Origin of the sequence: Mesorhizobium sp. ESP7-2 (genome assembly GCF_020164715.1) — a bacterium.
In the GTDB taxonomy this organism is placed as follows: Bacteria; Pseudomonadota; Alphaproteobacteria; order Rhizobiales; family Rhizobiaceae; genus Mesorhizobium.
In genome coordinates this window covers 60,069-81,382 of record NZ_JAIUGQ010000004.1, presented here as the reverse complement: position 1 = coordinate 81,382, position 21,314 = coordinate 60,069, and the positions used below count along the sequence as shown (strand labels likewise).

Annotated in this window: 22 protein-coding genes; 15 read left to right on the top strand and 7 right to left on the bottom strand. The window is 61.1% G+C overall.

Features of this window, described 5'->3' with window-relative positions:
• Positions 1-234 precede the first annotated feature (234 nt).
• The 3 genes from LB543_RS05950 (at position 235) to LB543_RS05940 (ending at position 3,275) form a co-directional block, all read left to right on the top strand.
• On the top strand, positions 235-1,203 hold the full coding sequence (locus LB543_RS05950; protein ID WP_140760879.1) for a GAF domain-containing protein: 969 nt from the start codon (positions 235-237) through the stop codon (positions 1,201-1,203).
• Between the two features lie 143 nt (positions 1,204-1,346).
• Positions 1,347-2,864 (top strand): aldehyde dehydrogenase, encoded by a 1,518-nt coding sequence (gene adh, locus LB543_RS05945; RefSeq protein WP_224613415.1) that lies wholly within the window; start codon positions 1,347-1,349, stop codon positions 2,862-2,864.
• Positions 2,865-2,930: 66 nt separating this feature from the next.
• Entirely contained in the window at positions 2,931-3,275 is a 345-nt protein-coding gene (locus LB543_RS05940; protein WP_140760884.1) for a DUF779 domain-containing protein, read from the top strand.
• A 27-nt stretch (positions 3,276-3,302) separates the two neighbouring features.
• Here LB543_RS05940 and hemN read toward each other — a convergent pair whose 3' ends face one another.
• The gene (gene hemN / locus LB543_RS05935; RefSeq protein ID WP_224613536.1) at positions 3,303-4,652 is read right to left on the bottom strand and encodes an oxygen-independent coproporphyrinogen III oxidase; all 1,350 of its coding nucleotides are present in this window, start codon (positions 4,650-4,652) and stop codon (positions 3,303-3,305) included.
• A 161-nt stretch (positions 4,653-4,813) separates the two neighbouring features.
• Between hemN and LB543_RS05930 the strand changes: the two genes are divergently transcribed.
• A complete protein-coding gene (locus tag LB543_RS05930; protein ID WP_224613413.1) occupies positions 4,814-5,542 on the top strand; it encodes a Crp/Fnr family transcriptional regulator in 729 nt (242 codons plus the stop codon).
• On the opposite strand, the gene LB543_RS05925 is transcribed toward LB543_RS05930, so the two are convergent.
• Positions 5,539-5,955 carry a hemerythrin domain-containing protein gene (locus tag LB543_RS05925; protein ID WP_224613535.1) on the bottom strand — a complete coding sequence of 139 codons (417 nt, stop codon included), beginning with the start codon at positions 5,953-5,955 and terminating at the stop codon, positions 5,539-5,541. The genes LB543_RS05930 and LB543_RS05925 overlap by 4 nt on opposite strands.
• Positions 5,956-6,213: 258 nt before the next feature.
• On the opposite strand from LB543_RS05925, the gene ccoN reads away from it, so the two are divergent.
• From ccoN to LB543_RS05875, 10 genes are all read left to right on the top strand, one after another.
• On the top strand, positions 6,214-7,824 hold the full coding sequence (gene ccoN / locus LB543_RS05920) for a cytochrome-c oxidase, cbb3-type subunit I (protein ID WP_140760888.1): 1,611 nt from the start codon (positions 6,214-6,216) through the stop codon (positions 7,822-7,824).
• 10 nt (positions 7,825-7,834) lie between these two features.
• Positions 7,835-8,566: a cytochrome-c oxidase, cbb3-type subunit II gene (gene ccoO / locus LB543_RS05915; RefSeq protein ID WP_140760890.1), complete on the top strand. Its 732-nt coding sequence runs from the start codon at positions 7,835-7,837 to the stop codon at positions 8,564-8,566.
• A 12-nt stretch (positions 8,567-8,578) separates the two neighbouring features.
• Positions 8,579-8,728 (top strand): cbb3-type cytochrome c oxidase subunit 3, encoded by a 150-nt coding sequence (locus LB543_RS05910; RefSeq protein ID WP_140522798.1) that lies wholly within the window; start codon positions 8,579-8,581, stop codon positions 8,726-8,728.
• 2 nt (positions 8,729-8,730) lie between these two features.
• A complete protein-coding gene (ccoP, locus tag LB543_RS05905) occupies positions 8,731-9,594 on the top strand; it encodes a cytochrome-c oxidase, cbb3-type subunit III (RefSeq protein WP_224613412.1) in 864 nt (287 codons plus the stop codon).
• A gap of 175 nt (positions 9,595-9,769) precedes the next feature.
• Entirely contained in the window at positions 9,770-11,329 is a 1,560-nt protein-coding gene (gene ccoG, locus LB543_RS05900; RefSeq protein WP_224613411.1) for a cytochrome c oxidase accessory protein CcoG, read from the top strand.
• Positions 11,326-11,823, top strand: a complete 498-nt coding sequence (locus LB543_RS05895; RefSeq protein ID WP_224613410.1) for a FixH family protein — start codon at positions 11,326-11,328, stop codon at positions 11,821-11,823. Before ccoG ends, LB543_RS05895 begins: the two co-directional genes overlap by 4 nt.
• Positions 11,820-14,108 (top strand): cation-translocating P-type ATPase, encoded by a 2,289-nt coding sequence (locus tag LB543_RS05890; protein WP_224613409.1) that lies wholly within the window; start codon positions 11,820-11,822, stop codon positions 14,106-14,108. The genes LB543_RS05895 and LB543_RS05890 overlap by 4 nt, the downstream gene beginning before the upstream one ends.
• Positions 14,105-14,260 (top strand): cbb3-type cytochrome oxidase assembly protein CcoS, encoded by a 156-nt coding sequence (gene ccoS, locus LB543_RS05885; RefSeq protein ID WP_224613407.1) that lies wholly within the window; start codon positions 14,105-14,107, stop codon positions 14,258-14,260. The genes LB543_RS05890 and ccoS overlap by 4 nt, the downstream gene beginning before the upstream one ends.
• Positions 14,261-14,466: 206 nt before the next feature.
• Positions 14,467-15,573, top strand: a complete 1,107-nt coding sequence (gene nirK, locus LB543_RS05880; protein WP_224613402.1) for a copper-containing nitrite reductase — start codon at positions 14,467-14,469, stop codon at positions 15,571-15,573.
• A gap of 53 nt (positions 15,574-15,626) precedes the next feature.
• A complete protein-coding gene (locus tag LB543_RS05875) occupies positions 15,627-16,502 on the top strand; it encodes an SUMF1/EgtB/PvdO family nonheme iron enzyme (RefSeq protein WP_224613401.1) in 876 nt (291 codons plus the stop codon).
• Between the two features lie 230 nt (positions 16,503-16,732).
• Here the strand turns inward: LB543_RS05875 and LB543_RS05870 are convergent, their stop codons facing one another.
• Together LB543_RS05870 and LB543_RS05865 are read right to left on the bottom strand one after the other, a co-directional pair.
• Positions 16,733-17,908: an NnrS family protein gene (locus LB543_RS05870; protein ID WP_224613399.1), complete on the bottom strand. Its 1,176-nt coding sequence runs from the start codon at positions 17,906-17,908 to the stop codon at positions 16,733-16,735.
• A 97-nt stretch (positions 17,909-18,005) separates the two neighbouring features.
• Positions 18,006-18,443: a pseudoazurin gene (locus LB543_RS05865; RefSeq protein ID WP_140811493.1), complete on the bottom strand. Its 438-nt coding sequence runs from the start codon at positions 18,441-18,443 to the stop codon at positions 18,006-18,008.
• A gap of 151 nt (positions 18,444-18,594) precedes the next feature.
• On the opposite strand from LB543_RS05865, the gene LB543_RS05860 reads away from it, so the two are divergent.
• A complete protein-coding gene (locus LB543_RS05860; RefSeq protein ID WP_224613398.1) occupies positions 18,595-19,296 on the top strand; it encodes a Crp/Fnr family transcriptional regulator in 702 nt (233 codons plus the stop codon).
• A 2-nt stretch (positions 19,297-19,298) separates the two neighbouring features.
• Here LB543_RS05860 and LB543_RS05855 read toward each other — a convergent pair whose 3' ends face one another.
• The 3 genes from LB543_RS05855 to LB543_RS05845 form a co-directional block, all read right to left on the bottom strand.
• On the bottom strand, positions 19,299-19,514 hold the full coding sequence (locus LB543_RS05855; protein ID WP_224597071.1) for a DUF1858 domain-containing protein: 216 nt from the start codon (positions 19,512-19,514) through the stop codon (positions 19,299-19,301).
• Positions 19,515-19,664: 150 nt separating this feature from the next.
• A complete protein-coding gene (locus LB543_RS05850; RefSeq protein WP_224613397.1) occupies positions 19,665-20,360 on the bottom strand; it encodes a VIT family protein in 696 nt (231 codons plus the stop codon).
• A 4-nt stretch (positions 20,361-20,364) separates the two neighbouring features.
• The gene (locus tag LB543_RS05845) at positions 20,365-20,748 is read right to left on the bottom strand and encodes a cytochrome b (protein WP_224613396.1); all 384 of its coding nucleotides are present in this window, start codon (positions 20,746-20,748) and stop codon (positions 20,365-20,367) included.
• Between the last annotated feature and the right edge of the window lie 566 nt (positions 20,749-21,314).

Sequence of the window (21,314 nt, the reverse complement as noted above, 5' to 3'; positions counted from 1 at the left end):
TCGGGCCGTTCGAGGCCGGCGAGCATTTCTGACCGGTTGATGCTCAAAATTGCTCCCGATCAAAAAGAGGCAGGTATTTTGTTAGTATCTATCTCGACGGGGGCAGCCATGATTGGCCGGTGATCGGCTGGAGGAGAGATCTGCCTTCCTACTTCTTTCGACGAATTGACTATGTGCTGATCGAACCGCAGACCGGTCGGATCAGGAGGAAAGAGATCCGGTGGGAGGATAGGTATGGGAGAGAATCCACACGGCCGTCATGCTGACCGCATCCAGGCGGCGATCGCCTCGGACGCTGCAGCGAAGTCCGCGCTGGTTGCCTCATGGCGACGGTCTTCCAATCTGCATCGGCTCGATCCAGCTGACTGCAGTCCTCCACATTATCTGACTGAAGCCGAATTGGCGCAGGCCCGGCAAAGCATCGAACCGCTCGTCAGGGCAGCCCAATCGAGCCTCGACCGTCTCTATATTGCGGTTGGCGGCGTCGGATGCTGTGTCCTGCTCGCCGATCGTGACGGCGTCCCGGTCGAACGGCGGGGCGCTCCCGTCGACGACGAGACGTTTCACTCCTGGGGTTTATGGACCGGCTCCGTCTGGAATGAGGAAAGCCAGGGCACCAACGGGATCGGCACCTGTCTGGTCGAGCGGCGCGCACTGACAATCCACCGGGACCAGCATTTCCATACGAGAAACACACTGCTCAGTTGCACCACCGCTCCGATCCATGACCACGAGGGCAATCTTGTCGCCGCGCTGGACGTGTCGTCCTGCCGGGCAGATCTGACCGAAGCATTCTCCAATCTCATTTCGATGGCTGTGGTCGACGCGGTGCGTCGGATCGAAAGTGAAAACTTCAAGATGGCATTCCCAAAGGCGCGCATTCTGCTGGCGCCGGTGGCCGACAAAGGCTCCGGCGCGCTGATCGCCGTTGATGCGGACGATCTGGTGGTCGGCGCGACCCGGTCGGCCCGCTTGGCGCTTGGAATTACGCAGCAGTGTCTCGACAAACCGATGCCCGCCGGCGATCTCCTCGGCTGGGCTGAGAGCAGCTCCAAAGATATCGCCGAGGCAGAGCGCGGAGCACTGCAGCGTGCGCTAGCTCGCGCTGACGGAAATGTCTCGGCCGCGGCTCAGGCGCTTGGGATCAGCCGTGCGACGCTTCACCGCAAACTCAATCGCCTGGATGTCCACCGGTCACACTGAACGCCCGAACTCTCATGACTGTCGCAATTCTGCGACACATCGTACCCGACCGCCGTGACCGGCGCGGTGACAACCACAGGCGGAAATCGCAAGTCTCTTCCGAAGCGTCGCATCCCGCGACGTCAGCTTTGGGAGGAAGACACATGAACAAGGTTGAATTTTCACGCTCGGTCAAGGCGCCCTTCGACAAGCGCTATGGCAATTTCATCGGCGGCAAATGGGCCGAGCCGCGGTCCGGCCGCTACTTCGAGAACTTTTCGCCGGTGAACGGTCAACTGCTGTGCGAGGTGGCACGTTCGGATGCCCAGGACATCGACGCGGCCCTTGACGCGGCGCATGCCGCCAAGGACGCCTGGGCGCGCACCAGCGTGGCCGAGCGCTCGCTCATCCTCAACCGCATCGCCGAGCGCATGGAGGAAAACCTCGATCTCCTCGCTTGCGCCGAAACCTGGGACAACGGCAAGCCGATCCGCGAAACGACCGCGGCCGACCTGCCTCTGGCCATCGATCATTTCCGCTATTTCGCCGGCGCAGTGCGTGGCCAGGAAGGCAGCCTCTCCCAGATCGACGACGATACCGTCGCCTACCATTTCCATGAGCCGCTCGGCGTGGTCGGCCAGATCATCCCCTGGAACTTTCCGCTGCTGATGGCGTGCTGGAAGCTTGCTCCCGCACTTGCTGCCGGCAACTGCGTGGTGCTGAAGCCTGCCGAGCAGACGCCCGCCGCCATCATGCTGTGGGCCGATCTCATCGGCGATCTGCTGCCGCCGGGCGTGCTCAACATCGTCAACGGCTTTGGCCTCGAGGCCGGCAAGCCGCTCGCGTCCTCGCCGCGCATTGCCAAGATTGCCTTTACCGGCGAGACCACGACGGGCCGGCTGATCATGCAATATGCCAGCCAGAACCTCATTCCCGTCACGCTGGAACTGGGTGGCAAATCGCCAAACATCTTCTTCAAGGACGTGGTCGCCGAGGACGACGATTTCTTCGACAAGGCAATCGAAGGCTTCGTCATGTTCGCACTGAATCAGGGCGAGGTTTGCACCTGCCCAAGCCGCGCGCTCATCCATGAATCGATCTACGACACCTTCATGGAACGCGCCCTGAAACGCGTCGAGGCGATCGTGCAGGGCGACCCGCTCGATCCGGCAACGATGATCGGGGCACAGGCCTCATCCGAGCAGTTGGAAAAGATCCTGTCCTACATCGACATCGGCCGCCAGGAAGGCGCCGAGGTGCTGACCGGCGGCGCGCGCAATCTTCTGCCCGGAGATCTGGCGGGTGGCTACTATGTCCAGCCCACGGTATTCAAGGGCCACAACAAGATGCGCATCTTCCAGGAGGAGATCTTCGGACCCGTGGTCTCGGTCACGACCTTCAAGGACGACGACGAAGCGCTGTCGATTGCTAACGACACGCTCTACGGCCTTGGCGCCGGCATCTGGACACGCGACGGCAACCGGGCCTACCGCTTCGGCCGGGCAATCCAGGCTGGCCGCGTCTGGACCAATTGCTACCATGCTTATCCCGCTCATGCCGCCTTCGGCGGCTATAAGCAGTCCGGCATCGGCCGCGAGACGCACAAGATGATGCTCGACCATTACCAGCAGACCAAGAACATGCTGGTCAGCTACAGCCCGAAGAAGCTCGGCTTCTTCTGATCATCGGTTTGGCTTACGGGCGCGGCTCCGCACAGTGCCGCGCCTCCAACTGGAAATCGAAAATTCATGCATGCGAAGGTCACGGCGACCCCGGCAGCGCTTGGACTGATCGCGGAGATCGTTGCCGAGCACGGCCCAGTGCTGTTCCATCAGTCCGGCGGCTGCTGTGATGGCTCTTCGCCGATGTGCTATCCGTTGGCCGGCTTCATCATCAGTGACCATGATGTGCTGCTTGGTCACATCGGTGACACGCCCTTCTACATCGGGGCCTCGCAATTCGAGGCCTGGAAGCACACCGATCTCATCATCGACGTTGTGCCTGGTCGTGGCGGCATGTTCTCGCTCGACAATGGGCGGGAAAAGCGATTCCTGACCCGCTCAACCATTTGCGCTGTTCGGATCGGGATGTAACCCTTCCCATCCGACTGCAGCCGATGCTCAGACCGCTACGGAATGCCTCGCCTTGCCGGTTTCGAAATATCTGTCGAACTTCGCCGCGACGCTTCTGACAAAGGGGCGGTTTTCTACACGCACGACGAAGTGATCGCCGTCAAGTTCCAGCATCCGCGCAGGATCAAGAAGGGCGGTGGAACTCGCTTTGCAAAGAAGTCTTTGGCCGGCTTCGCCAAAGCGTTCCACCAAGTCGATTGCCGAGAAGCCGAAATCGCACATCAGCCGTTCGATGATCCAGCCGCGAGCGCGGTCGTCGTCGGAAAGTGCGACACCGCGCACTGACGCCAGTCCGCCATTGGTGACCATGCGTTCATACTCCGTGGTTGACGGCATATTCTGTGCATAGCCTTGCCGGTACTGGCTGATGGACGACGGACCGAGGCCGATCAAAGTTTCGCAGCGATCCTCGGTGTAGCCCTGGAAGTTGCGATGCAACGTCCCTGAACGCGCAGCCAGCGCCAGCGCATCGCCTGGTTTTGCGAAATGGTCGAGCCCGATTGCTTCGTATCCCTGGTCGAGGATGGCGCGCGCTGCCAGTTGCGATTGGGCGAACCTCTCCTCCGGGCCTGGCAACCAGGCGTCATCGATCATTGTCTGGTGTTTCTTGAACCACGGCACGTGGGCGTAACCAAAAAGAGCGATCCGGTCTGGCTCCAGCGACAGCGCCTGCACGACCGTGGACAGGACACTCTGCCTGGTCTGGTGCGGCAGGCCGTAGAGCAGATCCAGGTTGACGGACTCGACGCCGCGCGAACGAACGCCATCGACGACCGCTTTGGTCTGCAAAAAGGTCTGCTCGCGATTGATTGCCTTCTGCACTTTCGGATCGAAATCCTGGACGCCGAGGCTCGCTCTCGTCATGCCGATTTCGGCAAGTGCGTCGAGGCGGGCTTCGTCCATGTCGTTGGGTTCGATTTCGACGCTGATCTTGGCGCCGGCAAGAGAGGTGAACCTGTCGCGCAAGACTTCCGCCAGTGCGACTATATCCCGCGGCTTGAGCATGGTTGGCGAACCGCCACCGAAATGGACGGCACGAACGCGACCTTTGCCTGCGACAAGACCGGCAACGGTCGCGATCTCGGCATGCAGTGAGCGCAGATATTTGGCCACCGGCTCGTAGTGGCGTGTCTGCTTTGTGTGGCACGCACAGAACCAGCAAAGCTTGTCACAGTAAGGGATGTGCAAATAGAGCGAGATCTCTTCGTCATCACCGAGCGCCTGCAGCCAGCTGCGACAGACGGCAGCGTCAACAGCTGGATGAAAATGCGGGGCCGTCGGATAGCTGGTGTAACGCGGCACGTTCTCACCAAGTCTGGCAACTAAATCTGGCCGCATTTCGCGATGTGCTCCGCGCTGTGTCCGACGATACTGGGCACAAGGGGCGACAAGCACCTTGATCTCGGTCAATGCTCATCGGTTACGGACAAACTGCCGCAAGGTTTTTTCCGGGGTCGATGCTATACCCTACAGCAGCTTTCGTTCCTCGGAAGACCACGATGACAGTGCGTCAGGATGTACACAGCGCCGGCATTCCCGTGCTTTGCCAATCGTGCGAAGCGCGGCACCATGGCATTTGCGGCGCGCTCGATCCCGAACAGCTGGTGGGCCTCGCCAAGACCTCGTCGAAGCAAACGGTTGAACCGGGCGTGGAATTGATTGGCGACGCCGAGACGGTCGACAGTTACTCGAACGTGCTCTCCGGCGTGGTCAAGCTCACGAAGAGCCTTTCGGACGGGCGCCAGCAGATCGTCGGGCTTCAATTTGCTCCCGATTTTCTGGGCCGGCCCTTCAAGGCCGAAAGCGCGATCAACGCCGAAGCAGCAACAGCAGTCTCTTTGTGCTCGTTTCCAAAGGCCTCCATTGAACGGATGATGAGGGAATCGCCAGGACTGGAGCATCGTCTGTTTAAGCAGACGCTGAATGAACTCGATGACGCACGCGATTGGATGGTGACGCTGGGCCGCAAGAGTGCGTCGGAAAAGGTGGCAAGCTTTCTTCTGATGATCGCCAGAAACATCGACCCCGCGCTTGACCCGGCCGCCCAGTCCACACGTTTCGATCTGCCGTTGACCCGCGCCGACATCGCCGATTTCCTCGGCCTGACTATCGAAACCGTCAGCCGCCAGCTGACCAGACTAAGATCGGATGGCGTGATCCGCATAGAGAACAATCGGCATATTGTCGTCGATAGCTTGACCCGGCTGCAGCGCCGCTCCGGCGCTTAGGATCGATCGACGATCCCGATCATCGGCAAGACGTGCTCCCGCTCAAAGGCGACATGCCGGCGCAAGCCTTCGAAGAAGCCACGCAGCATGAAGCCAACGGCCTCCACATTGTCGATCGACTTGCCGTGGCCGATCCCCAACAGAATCTCGGTCACCTCGCCGGCAAAGGATTCGTCCTCGACGTGTTCGGCGCGCAATCGCCGGACTGAATCAATGTCCGCACCGCTGCTGGCCAAAGCGGTCTCATAGGCTGGAAAGATGATCGTCTCTTCGTATCGATGACTGTCACGCAACAGCGGGACGATCGTGTTTGCCGCACTTAGGCATGCCAAAAGATCCACCTTAGGCAGGCAGTCCGCGATCCGTTCCAAGGCGTCGCACAGCTGCAATTTTTCAAGATGCGCACGTCTCATCACCGCAGCTGAGGCCGCTTTTGTGCCGGATCGAATCGCCGGCATCGAACTGGTGCCGCTTGTTTGCAGCGGGAACGATCCGCCTCGTGTCTGCGAGCTCAACGGCAGCCTCCCGGTCGTTTGCAGGACCAAGGCTGCCCAATCCAAAAGCAAATGACTTTGACATGGATCAAGGCGGCAACGGAGCGACTGCGGAATTGGTGTCCATGCGGAGCGGATTGACGTCCGCGCATAGGAATCCGAGGTCGGGGATATGTCATGAAGTTCGGCACACAAATCTTCGCGTTGAGCCTTTTTACATTCGCGGCTTTGGTGGCTGCCGGCTTCGGCGTCGACGAGCCATTCCGGCAACATATGTGGGTGCTGTTTTTCGTCCTACTCGGCTTCATCGCCATTCTGCTGCGCAACACGAGCTTCGAGGCCGCCGCCCCAATCGACCCATCCGCATACATGGACGGTCCGATCCGCTACGGCGCCATCGCCACTATGTTCTGGGGTGTCGTCGGCATGCTGGTCGGCGTGGTCATCGCGCTGCAGCTTGCCTACCCCGATCTCAACATCCAGCCCTGGTTCAATTTCGGCCGCTTGCGGCCGGTGCATACGTCGGGCGTCGTCTTCGCCTTTGCCGGCAACGCATTGCTTTGCACGTCATTGTACGTCGTGCAGCGCACCTGCCGGGCGCGCCTGTTCGGCGGCGATCTCGCTTGGTTCGTCTTCTGGGGATACCAGCTTTTCATCGTCATGGCCGCGACCGGCTACCTGCTCGGCATTACCGAGAGCCGCGAATACGCTGAACCTGAATGGTATGTCGACATCTGGCTGACCATCGTCTGGGTCGCCTATCTCATCCTGTTCCTTGGCACGATCCTGAAGCGCAAGGAACCGCACATCTATGTCGCCAACTGGTTCTACCTCTCCTTCATCGTGACCATCGCGATACTGCATGTGGTCAACAACCTGTCGATGCCCGCTTCCTTCCTCGGATCCAAGAGCTACTCCGCTTTTTCTGGAGTCCAGGACGCCCTGACGCAATGGTGGTACGGACACAACGCCGTCGGCTTCTTCCTCACTGCCGGCTTCCTCGGCATGATGTATTATTTCGTTCCCAAGCAGGCGAACCGGCCGGTCTATTCCTATCGACTGTCGATCATCCATTTCTGGGCGCTCATCTTCCTCTACATCTGGGCCGGACCGCACCACCTGCACTACACCGCCCTGCCCGACTGGGCGCAGACGCTGGGCATGGTGTTCTCGATCATGTTGTGGATGCCCTCATGGGGCGGCATGATCAACGGCCTGATGACGTTGTCAGGCGCCTGGGACAAGCTACGCACCGATCCGATCATCCGCATGATGGTGATGGCCATCGCCTTCTACGGCATGTCGACCTTCGAAGGTCCGATGATGTCGATCAAGACGGTCAACTCGCTGTCGCACTATACCGATTGGACCATCGGGCACGTCCATTCGGGTGCGCTCGGCTGGGTCGGCATGATCTCGTTCGGCGCGATCTACTACATGGTGCCCAAGCTCTGGAACCGCGAGCGGCTCTACTCGCTGAGGCTCGTCACCTGGCACTTCTGGCTGGCGACACTCGGGATCGTCGTCTACGCGGCGGTCATGTGGGTGTCCGGCATCATGCAGGGCCTGATGTGGCGCGAATACGACGAGCAGGGCTTCCTGGTCTACTCCTTCGCCGAAACGGTCGCAGCCATGCACCCCTACTATGTCATGCGGGCCATGGGGGGCGCGATGTTTCTCTCGGGTGCCCTGATCATGGCGTGGAACATCGCGATGACCATCCTCGGCCGCCAGCGTGAGGAGCAACCGATGCCGGGCTCTGTACCCGCCCTTCAGCCTGCACAGTAAGGAGCCAGAAATGGGCTTGATGGATAGACACGCGATCATCGAGAAGAACGCCACGCTTCTTCTCGTTGGCTCTCTTCTGGTGGTGACCGTCGGCGGCATTGTCGAGATCGCTCCGCTCTTCTATCTCGACAACACGATCGAGAAGGTGGAAGGTATGCGCCCTTACTCGCCGCTCGAACTTGTCGGGCGCAACATCTACGTGCGCGAGGGCTGCTACCTCTGCCACAGCCAGATGATCAGGCCGTTCCGCGACGAAGTCGAGCGCTACGGCCACTACAGCCTGGCTGCTGAATCCATGTACGATCATCCCTTCCAGTGGGGATCGAAGCGCACCGGACCGGATCTCGCCCGGGTCGGTGACCGTTACTCGAATGCCTGGCATGTCGCGCATCTCTCGGCTCCACGTTCGGTGGTGCCGGAATCGATTATGCCCAGCTACGCATTCCTGAAAGACGTGCCGATCGAGGTGAAAGACTTCTCGACGCACCTCGTCGCCAACCGGCGTGTCGGCGTCCCCTACGATGATGACATGATCGCGCACGCCAACGCCGATCTGATGGCGCAGGCTGATCCCAACGCCGACACATCCGGGCTGGAGGCGCGCTATCCCAAAGCCAAGGTCGGCGACTTCGACGGCAATCCGCGACAGGTCACCGAAATGGATGCCCTCGTGGCCTATCTGCAGATGCTCGGCACGCTGGTCGATTTCAAGAACTACGACGAAGCCGCCGGTTACCGCTAAGGAGTTCTATCCGTGGATTACAATCTAATGCGGGAATTTGCTGACAGCTGGGGATTGGTCGCCATGGCGCTTTTCTTTGTCGGGGCAATTGTCTTTGCGCTGCGCCCTGGCAGCCGCAAGCTGGCCGACGAAGCTGCCCGGATTCCTCTTGAGGACGAGTGATCATGAGCGACGAGCACATCGATGAAATCTCTGGCGTCTCAACCACGGGCCACGAATGGGACGGCATCAGGGAGCTGAACAATCCGCTTCCGCGCTGGTGGGTCATAACCTTCTACGTGACCATCGTCTGGGCGATCGGCTACACGGTCGCCTATCCGGCATGGCCACTGCTGCACTCCGCGACAACCGGGGCGCTCGGCTATTCGAGCCGCAAGGACGTCAAGAACGAGCTGGCGGCGGCGGACCTGGCGAAGGGCAAATATGTCGCGGCCGTTGAATCGAAAACAGTCTCGGAGATCACCGCGGACGATGCCTTGCGCGAATTCGCGGTCGCCGCTGGCGGCGCCGCGTTCAAGGTCAATTGCACGCAGTGCCACGGCTCTGGTGCTCAGGGGTCCGCCGGCTTTCCCAACCTCAATGACGACGACTGGCTGTGGGGTGGCAAGGCAGAGCAGATCCAGCAGACGATCATGCACGGCATCCGCTTTGCGACCGATGCGGAAACGCGTCTGTCGGAAATGCCGGCCTTTGGCGACATCATCACTGCCGACCAGATTGCACAGGTCAGTGCCTACGTCGCCAGCCTGTTCGGTAAGGTCCACGATGCAAGTCTGATCCAGCCTGGCGCCAAGGTCTTCGCCGACAACTGCGTTGCCTGTCATGGTGACAACGCGAAAGGCAACAAGGAGTTCGGCGCCCCCGACCTGACCGACGCGATCTGGCTTTATGGCTCAGGCGAGACGGCAATCGCCGACCAGGTTCGCGCACCCAAGCAGGGCGTCATGCCAGCCTGGGGCTCGCGCCTGGGCGAGACCAAGGTCAAGGAACTGGCGGTTTACGTGCATTCGCTCGGCGGTGGAGAATAGGAAGCGAGGACTATTCTCCGGCCCTCACCGCTCGAGTGACGAGGCCCGGCTTTGCCGGGCCTCGATTTCTTTCTGCCATGACGAGATTGACTTGCATCAACGCGGAGCGATCCGCCCGGCGGCATTCTTGCCAAGCGCAATCAAAATCACAGTCTGCGCGCAAGTGGAGATCCTGGTGCTGGACAATACGCAGGTAGAACGGCTGGAAGCCGAAGCGGTCAATTCCGCCAAGACCCGTCAGCCCCTTTATGCCGCGCGAAAGAAGATCTTTCCCAAACGCGCTGCGGGGAAATTCCGCCGCTTCAAATGGCTGGTGATGGCGATCACGCTTGGGATCTACTACCTGACGCCATGGCTGCGTTGGGACCGCGGCCCGTTTGCGCCCGACCAGGCGGTGCTGCTCGATGTCGCCAACCGGCGTTTCTACTTCTTTTTCATCGAGATCTGGCCACAGGAATTCTTTTACGTGGCTGGCCTCCTGGTCATGGCGGGCGTCGGTCTTTTCCTGATCACGTCGACTGTCGGACGTGCCTGGTGCGGCTATACATGCCCGCAGACCGTCTGGGTCGATCTGTTCCTGGTCGTCGAGCGCGCGATAGAGGGCGACCGCAACGCTCGCATGAAGCTCGATGCGGGACCCTGGACCGCGCGCAAGCTGATGCTGCGGGTATCGAAGCACGTGATCTGGCTGGTCATCGGCGCGGCGACAGGCGGCGCCTGGATTTTCTATTTCGCCGACGCACCGACGCTGCTCGGCGAGCTTTTCACCGGCACTGCCGCGCCTGTCGCCTACATCACCGTCGCCATCCTGACGGCAACCACCTACACGTTCGGCGGCCTGATGCGTGAGCAGGTCTGCACCTATATGTGCCCATGGCCGCGCATCCAGGCGGCCATGCTCGACGAAAATTCTCTCACCGTCACCTACAACGACTGGCGCGGCGAACCGCGTTCGCGTCACGCCAAGAAAATGCTGGCCGCAGGCCAGCCCGTAGGCGACTGCGTCGACTGCAACGCCTGCGTCGCGGTCTGCCCGATGGGGATCGACATTCGCGATGGCCAGCAGCTCGAATGCATCACCTGCGCGCTTTGCATCGACGCCTGCGACGGTGTCATGGACAAGCTCGGCAAGGAGCGCGGGCTGATCGCCTATGCTACGCTGTCCGACTACAACGCCAACATGATGCTGGCGACCGCAGGCGGCTGTGGCCCGGTCAGTCCACCGCTGGTCAGGACTGCTGGCGGCGCCTTCTCCGATCAGGTAGCGCATTTTCAGGTCCGCAAGATCTTTCGACCGCGCACCTACGTCTACATGGGGTTTTGGTCGTTGATCGGCCTTGGCCTGCTGTATTCGTTGCTGACGCGTGACCGGCTGGAACTGAACGTATTGCATGACCGCAATCCCCAGTTCGTCACGTTGTCCGACGGGTCCATCCGCAATGGCTATACGGTCAAGCTGCTCAACATGATCCCGGAGCCGAGAACGATCGTCGTCAGCATGCGGGGGCTTGAAGGCGCCGACATGACTGTCGTTGGCGACGACATCCCGGCGGGCCGCTCTTTCGCCGTTCCGGTCGAGCCCGACCGCCTGAAAATGCTGAAGGTCTTTGTTCGCCAGCCGGCGGACCAGATCCGCGCCCCGGCGCAGACCTTCACGTTCCGCGTCGAGGACAAGGCCAGCCTCGAGTCCAATGAATACACCGCCACCTTCAACGCGCCGGAGGCCGCCAGATGACTGCCAATGCTCAGAAATCTCGCGAATTCACCGGCCGGCACATGCTGGCCATCATCCTCGCCTTCTTCGGAGTGGTGATCGCGGTCAACCTGACCATGGCGACGCTTGCCAACACCAGTTGGACCGGCCTCGTCGTCGAGAACACCTACGTTGCAAGCCAGCAATTCAACAAGCAGGCGCGGGAGGGCCGCGCCCAAGCGGCACTCGGCTGGACAGGTAAGCTTACCATCGCGTGGGGAGAAGTCCGCTACAGCCTCTCCGACGCAGCCGGCAAGCCGGTTCCTTTGCACGGCGTAAAGATGCTGTTTCGTCATCCCGCGTACGAGAAAGAGGACAAGTCAGTCACGCTCGCCCTCGCTTCAGGCGAGGAATTCGCCGCCCGGCACACGCCGAAAGACGGCGTCTGGATTGTCGAAGTCGATGCCGATGCCGGTCTGGACAAACCCTACCGCGACGTCCGCAGGGTCTTGATTTCCCATGGGGCGCTGCAATGAGCTGTTGTGCGCCGGGCGCTGAAATGGGGCTGGACATGGGCAGCGACCAATCTGTCCTGCCATCCAGCCAGGAAATCAGGCTGGCGAGCCGATCGCTCGGCGATGGCCATCGCCAGACCGATCTTTCGGTGCCGAGCGTTCATTGCGCAGCTTGCATCCAGACGATCGAGACGGCGTTAGCGAAGCTCGACCGCGTCGAGAGCGCCCGCGTCAACCTGTCGACGAAACGGGTCTCGGTCCGGTGGCGTGGAGATGAAGTTCCACCGTTTGTCGCCGCGCTTGGGCGGCTCGGCTACCAGGCGCATCTCTTCGCCCCCGAGATCGACGAGAAGGACAAGACGCTTTCGGAATTGATCCGCGCCGTCGCGGTCGCCGGGTTTGCGGCGGGAAACATCATGTTGCTATCGGTGTCGGTCTGGTCGGGTGCCGAAGGGGCTACCCGCGACCTGTTTCACTGGGTCTCGGCGCTGATCGCCATTCCGGCGCTCGCCTTCGCCGGCGGAATCTTCTTCCGGTCGGCCTGGAATGCACTGCGCCACGGCCGGATGAACATGGACGTTCCGATCGCGGTCGGAGTTTCACTTGCCTACGCTATGAGCCTCTATGAGACGATCAACCATGGCGACCACGCCTATTTCGACGCCTCGGTATCACTGCTGTTCTTCCTTTTGATCGGCCGCACGCTCGATCACGTGATACGGGAACGTGCCCGCACGGCAGTAAAAGGCCTGTCGCAGCTGGCCGCGCGTGGCGCCATGGTGGTTCGCGGCAACGGCGCGCGCGACTATTTGCCAGTCGGCGAGATCGAACCGGGCATGCGGTTGTTGATCGCAGCCGGCGAGAGAATCCCCGTCGACGGCAAGATCATCCAGGGAGCGTCGGATCTCGACTGCTCGCTGGCTTCAGGCGAAAGCACGCCGAAAAACGTGGCACCAGGCGAAACCGTGCAGGCCGGCGTGCTCAATCTTACCGGCCCGCTGACCATCGAAGCGATTGCCGCCGCAAAGGATTCGTTCCTGGCGGAGATGGTGCGGCTGATGGAGGCCGCCGAAGGCGGTCGCGCCCGCTATCGCCGCATCGCCGACCGCGTTTCGGCGCTCTACGCGCCCGTTGTTCATCTCACCGCTTTGGCGACATTCCTGGGCTGGATGGCGGCGACCGGCGACTGGCACCGGGCCATGACGATCGCTATCGCTGTTCTCATCATCACATGCCCCTGCGCGCTTGGCCTGGCCGTTCCGATCGTTCAGGTGGTCGCCGCACGGCGCCTGTTCGAGAACGGCATCATGGTCAAGGACGGCTCGGCCATGGAGCGCCTGGCGACAATCGACACGGCGGTATTCGACAAGACCGGCACGCTCACGCTTGGCCAGCCCGGGCTCGTCAACGCGGCCTCGATCGATCCAGCCATGCTTGCCATCGCAGCCGACCTGGCCGCGCATTCGCGTCATCCATTTTCAAAAGCCATCTCTGGCTTTGCCGTTGGCGGCAGCCAGCACAAATTCGATGCAGTGACGGAACATCCAGGTTTAGGGATCGAAGCCACCGACGCCGGAACCATCTGGCGGCTGGGTCGACGCGGATGGGCCGGCTGGAAGGCTCGAACCGGCGGCGAAGGCAAACACGGGTACGGTGGAACGGTTCTGACAAAAAACGGGATGATTGTCGCATCCTTCGCTTTCGAGGATGTGCTGCGCGCCGATGCTACACCGGCCATCGATCAATTGCGCGGTGCCGGGGTGTCAGTCGAAATGCTGTCGGGCGATACCGCGGCAGCCTGCGCCGAGGTTGCGAAGGTGCTTGGTGTCGATGACTTTGTTGCCTGCCTGCTGCCGTCCGGCAAGGTCGAACGCATCGAGACGCTGGCGAAAGACGGACAGAGGGTTCTGATGGTTGGCGACGGCCTCAATGACACGCCGGCACTGCGCGCTGCGCATGTCTCGATGGCACCGGCGACCGCCGCCGATATTGGTCGCAACGCTGCGGACTTCGTCTTCCTGCGCGAGAGCCTTCTGGCCGTCCCGCTGGCGTTGGACGTCTCGCGCCAGGCAGGACGCCTGATCCGGCAGAACATCGTCGTCGCGATCGTCTACAATGCGGTCGCCGTACCGATAGCGATCCTCGGGCACGTTACGCCCCTGATCGCGGCGGTCGCCATGTCCGCCTCATCGCTGCTTGTCGTTGGCAATGCGCTACGCCTGAGATCGTCGCAGTCGTTTTCACCGGCCAAGGAAGTTCGCCGCGACAGGGTGTCCAACTTCGACAAACTGGTCCGATCGTCATGACCACTCTCACCTACCTCATACCCGTCGCTCTCTTCCTTGGAGCGCTTGGCCTTGGGGGGTTCCTGTGGGCATTGAGGAGCGGCCAGTACGAAGATCTCGACGGAGCCGCTGAACGAATCCTGATCGATCTGGAAGACAAAAGCGACCACTGATATTCAGAAAGCCGCTGGTGGCAGCGCATCGTCGCAGAAAAACGCGACACCAAACCTTCGCATTTCCAATCGCGCCCTACAAAACCTCTGCATCCCGAGCTGTTGTTCCTGCGATTGACAACACAGTTTGCGCCAGCGCAAAGAAGGCTGGCGTCAGGTCAGGTACCTTCTGCTCGTCCGCAACGGTCGAGAGACAGGAGATTGACATGATTACACGACGCGAAGCCCTCTTTGGAGCAGCTATTGGCGCTGCCGCCGTTGCGGCACTGCCCGCATTGTCGGCCACGGTTACAAAGGCAGAGATTCGCGGGCTGCCGCGCGAAAAGATCACGCTCGTGGCACCGCCTTTTGTTCATCCGCACGATCAGGTCGCCAAGCACGGGCCGAAGATCGTCGAGTTCACCATGAAGATCGAGGAGAAGCCTCTCGTCATCGATGCCGACGGCACGAAGCTCAATGCGATGACCTACAACGGCTCGATCCCCGGCCCGCTGATGGTCGTGCATCAGGACGACTATGTCGAACTGACGCTCATCAATCCCGATACCAACTCGCTTGCCCACAACATCGATTTCCACGCCGCTACCGGCGCGCTGGGAGGCGGCGGCCTGACCTTGATCAATCCCGGCGAACAGGTGACCCTGCGCTTCAAGGCGACGCGGACGGGAACGTTTGTCTATCACTGCGCCCCTGGCGGCGCGATGATCCCCTGGCATGTCGTTTCCGGCATGAACGGTGCCATCATGGTGCTGCCGCGCGACGGGCTCAGGAACGACAAGGGCCAACCGGTCAAGTACGACAAGGTCTTCTACATCGGCGAGAGTGACTTCTACATTCCGCGTGACGAGAAGGGCAACTTCCAGAGCTACGAATCCGCCGGCGACGGCTACGACGACATCGTCAAGGTCATGCGCGGTCTGATTCCGACGCATGTGGTGTTCAACGGCAAGGTCGGATCCCTGACCGGCGACAACGCCATGAAGTCCAAGGTCGGCGAAACGGTGCTGATCGTCCATTCCCAGGCCAACCGCGATACGCGGCCGCACCTGATCGGCGGCCATGGCGATTACGTCTGGGAACAGGGCAAATTCGCCAACCCGCCGGCCAAGGATCTGGAGACGTGGTTCATCCGTGGCGGTTCCGCCGGCTCGGCGCTCTATACTTTCCTGCAGCCTGGCGTCTACGCCTACGTCAATCACAATCTGATCGAGGCCGTCGAACTCGGAGCGACCGCTCACTTCAAGGTCGAGGGCGAGTGGAATGACGACCTGATGACACAGGTCGAAGCGCCCAAACCCATCGCCACCAACTGAACGCCACTCCAGTTTGCCCGGACAGCGACCCTGTCCGGGCATGGACAAAAGACATGTCGGCTTTCATCCTGAAGCTCATGCCGATCGCCATGGTGGCCGTGGCCGCGGCTGTGCCGGTAGGACTTTCGATACAGGCTGCCGGTGGTCATAGGCAGTCCCGCGCCATTGCCATGACGGTCAGCCTGCCTCCCGGTTCGATCAGATATCCGATGCCGGGAGAGTTCCTGCGGGATGGACGCCCGCAAGCCAATCCCAAGGTCGCGCGGCAATTCGACGGTCCGCTCGAGATCATGGCCTATCAGGTCAGTGCGACCGACTACGCGGATTGTGTGTCGGCCGGCAGCTGTCGGCCGGCGGAGGAGACCCGCTCGGTCCCGCGTGACGCACCCGCTACCGGCGTGAGCTACCTCGACGCCGTTGCCTACGCCCGATGGTATTCTGAGGTGACCGGCAGCCAATGGAGGCTGCCATCCGACGAAGAGTGGGCCCTTGCCGCAGCCGAGCGGTTCGCGGGAGAATTCGAGGGTGTCGAAAACGATGCCAACAACCCCGCCAGGCGTTGGCTGACCAGCTATCAGGCGGAGGTCGAACTCAATCGCAAACCGGACCCGTTGCCCAGGAGTCGCGGCTCCTTTGGAGTGAATTCGCGCGGGCTTGCCGACTTTTCCGGCAACGTCTGGGAGTGGACTTCGACGTGCTATGTCCGCACGACGCTCGCCAAAGACGGCAGCGGCGTTGCGAGCTCGGTCGACAATTGTGGGGTCCACGTCCTGGAAGGCCTGCATAGAGCCTATATGTCGAATTTCATCAGCGACGGGAAAAGCGGAGGTTGCGCCGTTGGCTTGCCTCCCGACAATCTGGGGTTCAGGCTGGTGCGAAACCACGCTGGCTGGGCGAGCGATCTGCTGTCTCATTTGGGTATACTCTGACGAGCAAGCGCCATCAGAGTATGGCGACACAATCCGCCTTGAGGACGACAAGCGCTGGACTTGCCGAGCAAATTGAGGTCGCCCCCTCTGGGTCGCCAGGTCCGCCTCGGACTTACAGCATGTCGCGGCGAATAGGATTCGCCCGACCTGCTGTAAGTTTCTGATTTTATGACGTTATCCCGGAACCGAAGAGGCACACGACTGGCGCCACGATCCTCTTGCAAACATCGTTACCGGCGCTTCGCCGTCGTCAAGGCCACGCCATGGGTCAGGAGAAAGCCGGCGTATGCCATAGCCCACGCAACGCCCGCGACTTCAACCATCCCGTCATAAGGGACAAAAGCCGCAACAATTCGTAACAACGCTGCAATCAAAATCGCTGCGAAGATAATGATCGTTTGTCGTCCAGCCCGCAGTAACCGGCCGGTATGGCCAAGCGTAGCGCGGGTCATCACTGCAATCGTCATCGACCCGACCGCACCGGCACCGAACGCATGCAGCCCGGCGGCGACCGGGATGATTGCAGGCAAAAAGATCGATGCCGAAACCAGGGAGAATCCCAAGGGCACGAAGGCGTATGCAAGGTGAAGGATGAGAACGAGGGGATCTCGCAACGTGCGATCGCCAGCCCAGCGCGACAGCCGTGACGCCTGAGCAATGGCGGCGACGGCCATAAGAAGACCTGAGGCGCTGTTGTCTGGGGCAATTGTCCATGCTCCCAGCGCAACGGTAGAGATGGCTATCGAAGCGATGTCAAATCGGTCGAATGGCGCCGGCAGCCTGCCGGGATTTTCGCGCACGAGCCAATTGCGTGTGAAGCTCGGAATAATTCGCCCGCCGATCAAGGATATGAGCAGGATCGCGGCTGCCATGCCGAGCCTTCGGCTGATGTCCGACATTCCCAGGACATGAGCCTCGATGTGGAACGCGCCGTTCGCGGACGCCAGCACGACGAGCGGCAGCAGCACCTTGAGGTTTCGCCAGTTGCGTCCCGCGACGATTTCGTGTGCGGCCGCGGCAGCCACTGCAAGCAAGAATGAGCCATCGATCATAGCTGCTGCTTCCCAGCCAATGTCTGCCGAGAAGAAGACAGCGGCGCGGCCGGCAAGCCACAGGACAACCAGCGCCAGCAGCGGCAGGCCCTGCACGGGCAGCCGGCCGGTCCAGTTGGGGATCGCCGTCAAAAGGAACCCGGTCACGATCGCCGGCAGATAGCCGAACAGCATCTCATGTATATGCCAGTCGACCGGAACGAACAGGCTGTGGGTTTGAAGTTCCCCCGCATACATCGGCAGCCAGAGCAGAATGGAGAGCGCGGCATAAAGCGAGCCGAGGAAGAAAAAGGGTCTGAACCCATAGGACAGAAAGGCGGGGCCGGAGTAGCGCCGCAGACGTGGAATAGCCATGACTCGCATCCTGAAATGAAAGGCCGGGTGGACCGCCGCCCTCGGTCCGTCCGGCTCGTGCCCGCCCACTTGTGGCAGGCAAGCTATCTCATGCCGGTCAGTTGGCCGGAATCTGGGTGAACAGATCCGCGAATACCGTCTTTGCCTTGCCAGGATGCTTGACCGCTTTCGCGGTATCGAGATTGACCGGCTTGCCGACGACGATCAGTGCGACCATGCCCATGCCATAGTGCGGCGCGCATTTGACGCCATAGACGCCCTCCTTGGTCAGCGTAACGGTGATTTCTTCGCTCGGTTTCCCCTTGAACGGCTCGGCGCCGTCCGGAATCATGTCCTTGATCGACTCGGCATCGTGCGTCTTGTCGGTCGGCACAAACTTCACGGTGTCGCCGGGTGCGGCCTTGACGAAGGCCGGCTGGAAAACCATGGCGCCCTTTTCGCCCTTGTTGAGCATTTGCACCACATGCTCTTCCGCGCTTGCGCCGCCGGCGAGCGCGAGAAGGGAGATTGCGGCGGCGAGGATGGTGCGTTTCATCGATTTGTCCTTTGTCTCATGTTCGCGGCATTGCGCCGTTCAATGTCATTTAGCCTGATGCCCCTGCGAACAATTTGCGCTGGCGCAAACTCGCGATAAGAATGGTTGCCGCGCGCTGGCGCGGTGTCTTGGGGTCGTGAGGAAACACATTTTGGTTGCGCTCGACCGATCGCTGATATCGCAGCTGCCGCTCTTCCAAGGGATGACTGCGGAAGAACAAAGCGAAATCCTGCGAAGCGCACGGTCGTCACGCTATGCCAAGGAATCCGCGATCTTCGAGCAGGAAACGGAAGCCCATTCGTTTTTTGTGCTGATCTCTGGTCATATCCGCGTCGTCCGCAGCACGCCGGATGGACAACAGGTCATTGCCAGGTACATCAGCGAAGGCGAAATCTTTGGTGTCGCCGCGGCGCTCGGCCGAACGGCCTATCCCGCCAGCGCTCTCGCGGCCGTCGACTGCGTGGTGCTGGCGTGGCCCAACGCTCTGTGGGCGGAGATGGCGCGACGATTCCCGATGTTTGGGGCAACCACCTACAGAACCGTCGGCACCCGACTGCAGGAGACCCAGACACGGGTCGTGGAGATGTCCACCGAACAGGTCGAGCAAAGGGTCGCGCATGCCTTGTTGCGGTTGGCAAACCAGACCGGCCGAAAGACCGAAAGCGGCATCGAAATCGACTTCCCGATTTCAAGGCAGGACATCGCGGAGATGACAGGCACGACGCTGCACACAGTCAGCCGGCTGCTCAGCAGGTGGGAAGACATCGGAATAATCGTCAGCGGCCGCCAGAAAGTCACGGTCAAGGATGCGCATCGCCTTGTGGTTCTCGCAGAGAACCCGGGCAAGCACTGACGTTACCGTTCGCCCCGGATAGTCGCTTCCAGATCGGCCAGGAAACGCGCCTCGTCCACGCAGTGCTCATGGCACGCCTCGGCCACGGTGTGAAACGTGCCGATCGGACAGCCGACACAAAGCATCCTGTAGCCCAGCAGCACAGCCACGCTTGCCGGCCATTTCCTCATGATTTCGTCAACCACCATATCGGGAGTGATGGAGCTGGGTTCCTTCACGACGCAGTCCTCCGCGATTTGCGAAGCCCTCGTCCTACATCGCGCTCAGGACCGCTTCGTTGCGATTTCGCAACTTTATTGGCCAAGCGCTGAGACTTCTTGAGGCAGTAGGACTCGCAGGCATCGGAGCGGATAAAGGTTACCGCACCGTCAGATGGCAGTACCAACGATCGCACCGATGCCTGCGGTCAGCGCCATTGCCGCCGCGCCCCAAAAGGTGACGCGAACCGTTGCTTTCAGCACATTGGCGCCGCCGGCTTTGGCCCCGATGGCGCCCAGAACCGCCAGGAACAGGAGTGAGGCAACAGACACCGTTGCGGCAAGCCACACGGTCGGCGAAACAAGCACCATCGCCAAAGGCATGGCCGCGCCAACCGAAAATGCTGCCGCCGAGGTCAGCGCGGCCTGGATCGGTCTGGCCGTGGTGACTTCGGAAATGCCGAGTTCGTCGCGAGCGTGGGCGCCGAGCGCATCCTTCGCCATCAATTGGTGGGCGACCTGCAAGGCAAGGCTCGGCTCGACGCCTCGTCTGACATAGATCTCCGCAAGTTCCTGCAGCTCGAAATCTGGCTGTGTCGCCAGTTCCCCTTTCTCACGCGCAAGGTCGGCATGTTCGGTGTCGGACTGCGAACTGACCGAGACATACTCGCCTGCCGCCATCGACATCGCTCCGGCGACCAGTCCGGCGACGCCGGCAACCAGAACGTTGGAGGCCGCGGCATTGGCTGCCGCCACGCCAACGATGAGGCTGGCCGTCGAGACAATGCCGTCATTGGCGCCGAGCACGGCGGCGCGCAGCCAGCCGACGCGGGATACAAGATGGTTTTCACTGTGAAGGCGGCTCATGACGTCACCTCAGGCGTCGTCCAGCCGGTCGCAGCATCCTGACGAGCACGTCCGATTTCATGAGGAAATGCTGCCACGAGGCTCCCACCGCATGGAGGCCGACGACGACGATGATCACCGGCTTGGCGAGTTCGTGAATCTCACCCATCGCTCGAAAGCTGAAATACCAGGCCAGCGCCCCAGTGATAGGCATCCCGAAAATGAAGAGATACAGCAGGAAATGGGCAGCCGCGGCGCCGGCTGCCGGCTCGGCAGCGCGCGAGAACGCCCGGTAAGCCGGCTTGATGTCCTCACCTATCACAAGCTGGACGACGATCAGCACCGCGATGGTCCAATGCAGCAGTATCTGGGGTCCGGTGTATCCGGCCGGCTCGTTGTCAACACGCATCGGCAGCTACCTCGCTAAAAGAGACCCTTCCTACCTCGCTGCTTATGCGACAATCTTGATCTAGGACAAATCTTCTCGCCATCCCGTTGAGCTTTCCACCTGCCGCGACTCGATCTTGGCTGACAGCCAGTTGTCAGCTTGGTCGTGCGATAGTGCATCCGAGGCGAACCGGATGGATCGCCACTGCAAAGGTTCAATGTGGAAACATAATTTCGATGAAGAAGTTTGCGCTGTCGCTTTTCGTGGTCGCTGCCTCCGGCGCCTATGTCTGGGATCAGGCCGGAAGGCATCCGGCAAACGATATGCTCGGCGAGGCGCTGCCGGCCGACGCAGCCGAAGCGCCTTCCGTGCAGCCAAAAGAGCCCCGATCCGCTGCGGCTTTGCCGGTGCTTCGCACTTCGCCGGCACCCCTCGATCTCCGGTTTGGAACAAGGTTGCCGATCTCCGGGGAAACGACAGCTGGCATAGGAGCGCCTGCCGAACGGCCAAATGATCCAGTCAAGCGGACAGTGGTTCCGGTGGCACCACACCCGTCGCCAACGCCAGTGGCACCGTCTGTCGCCGAT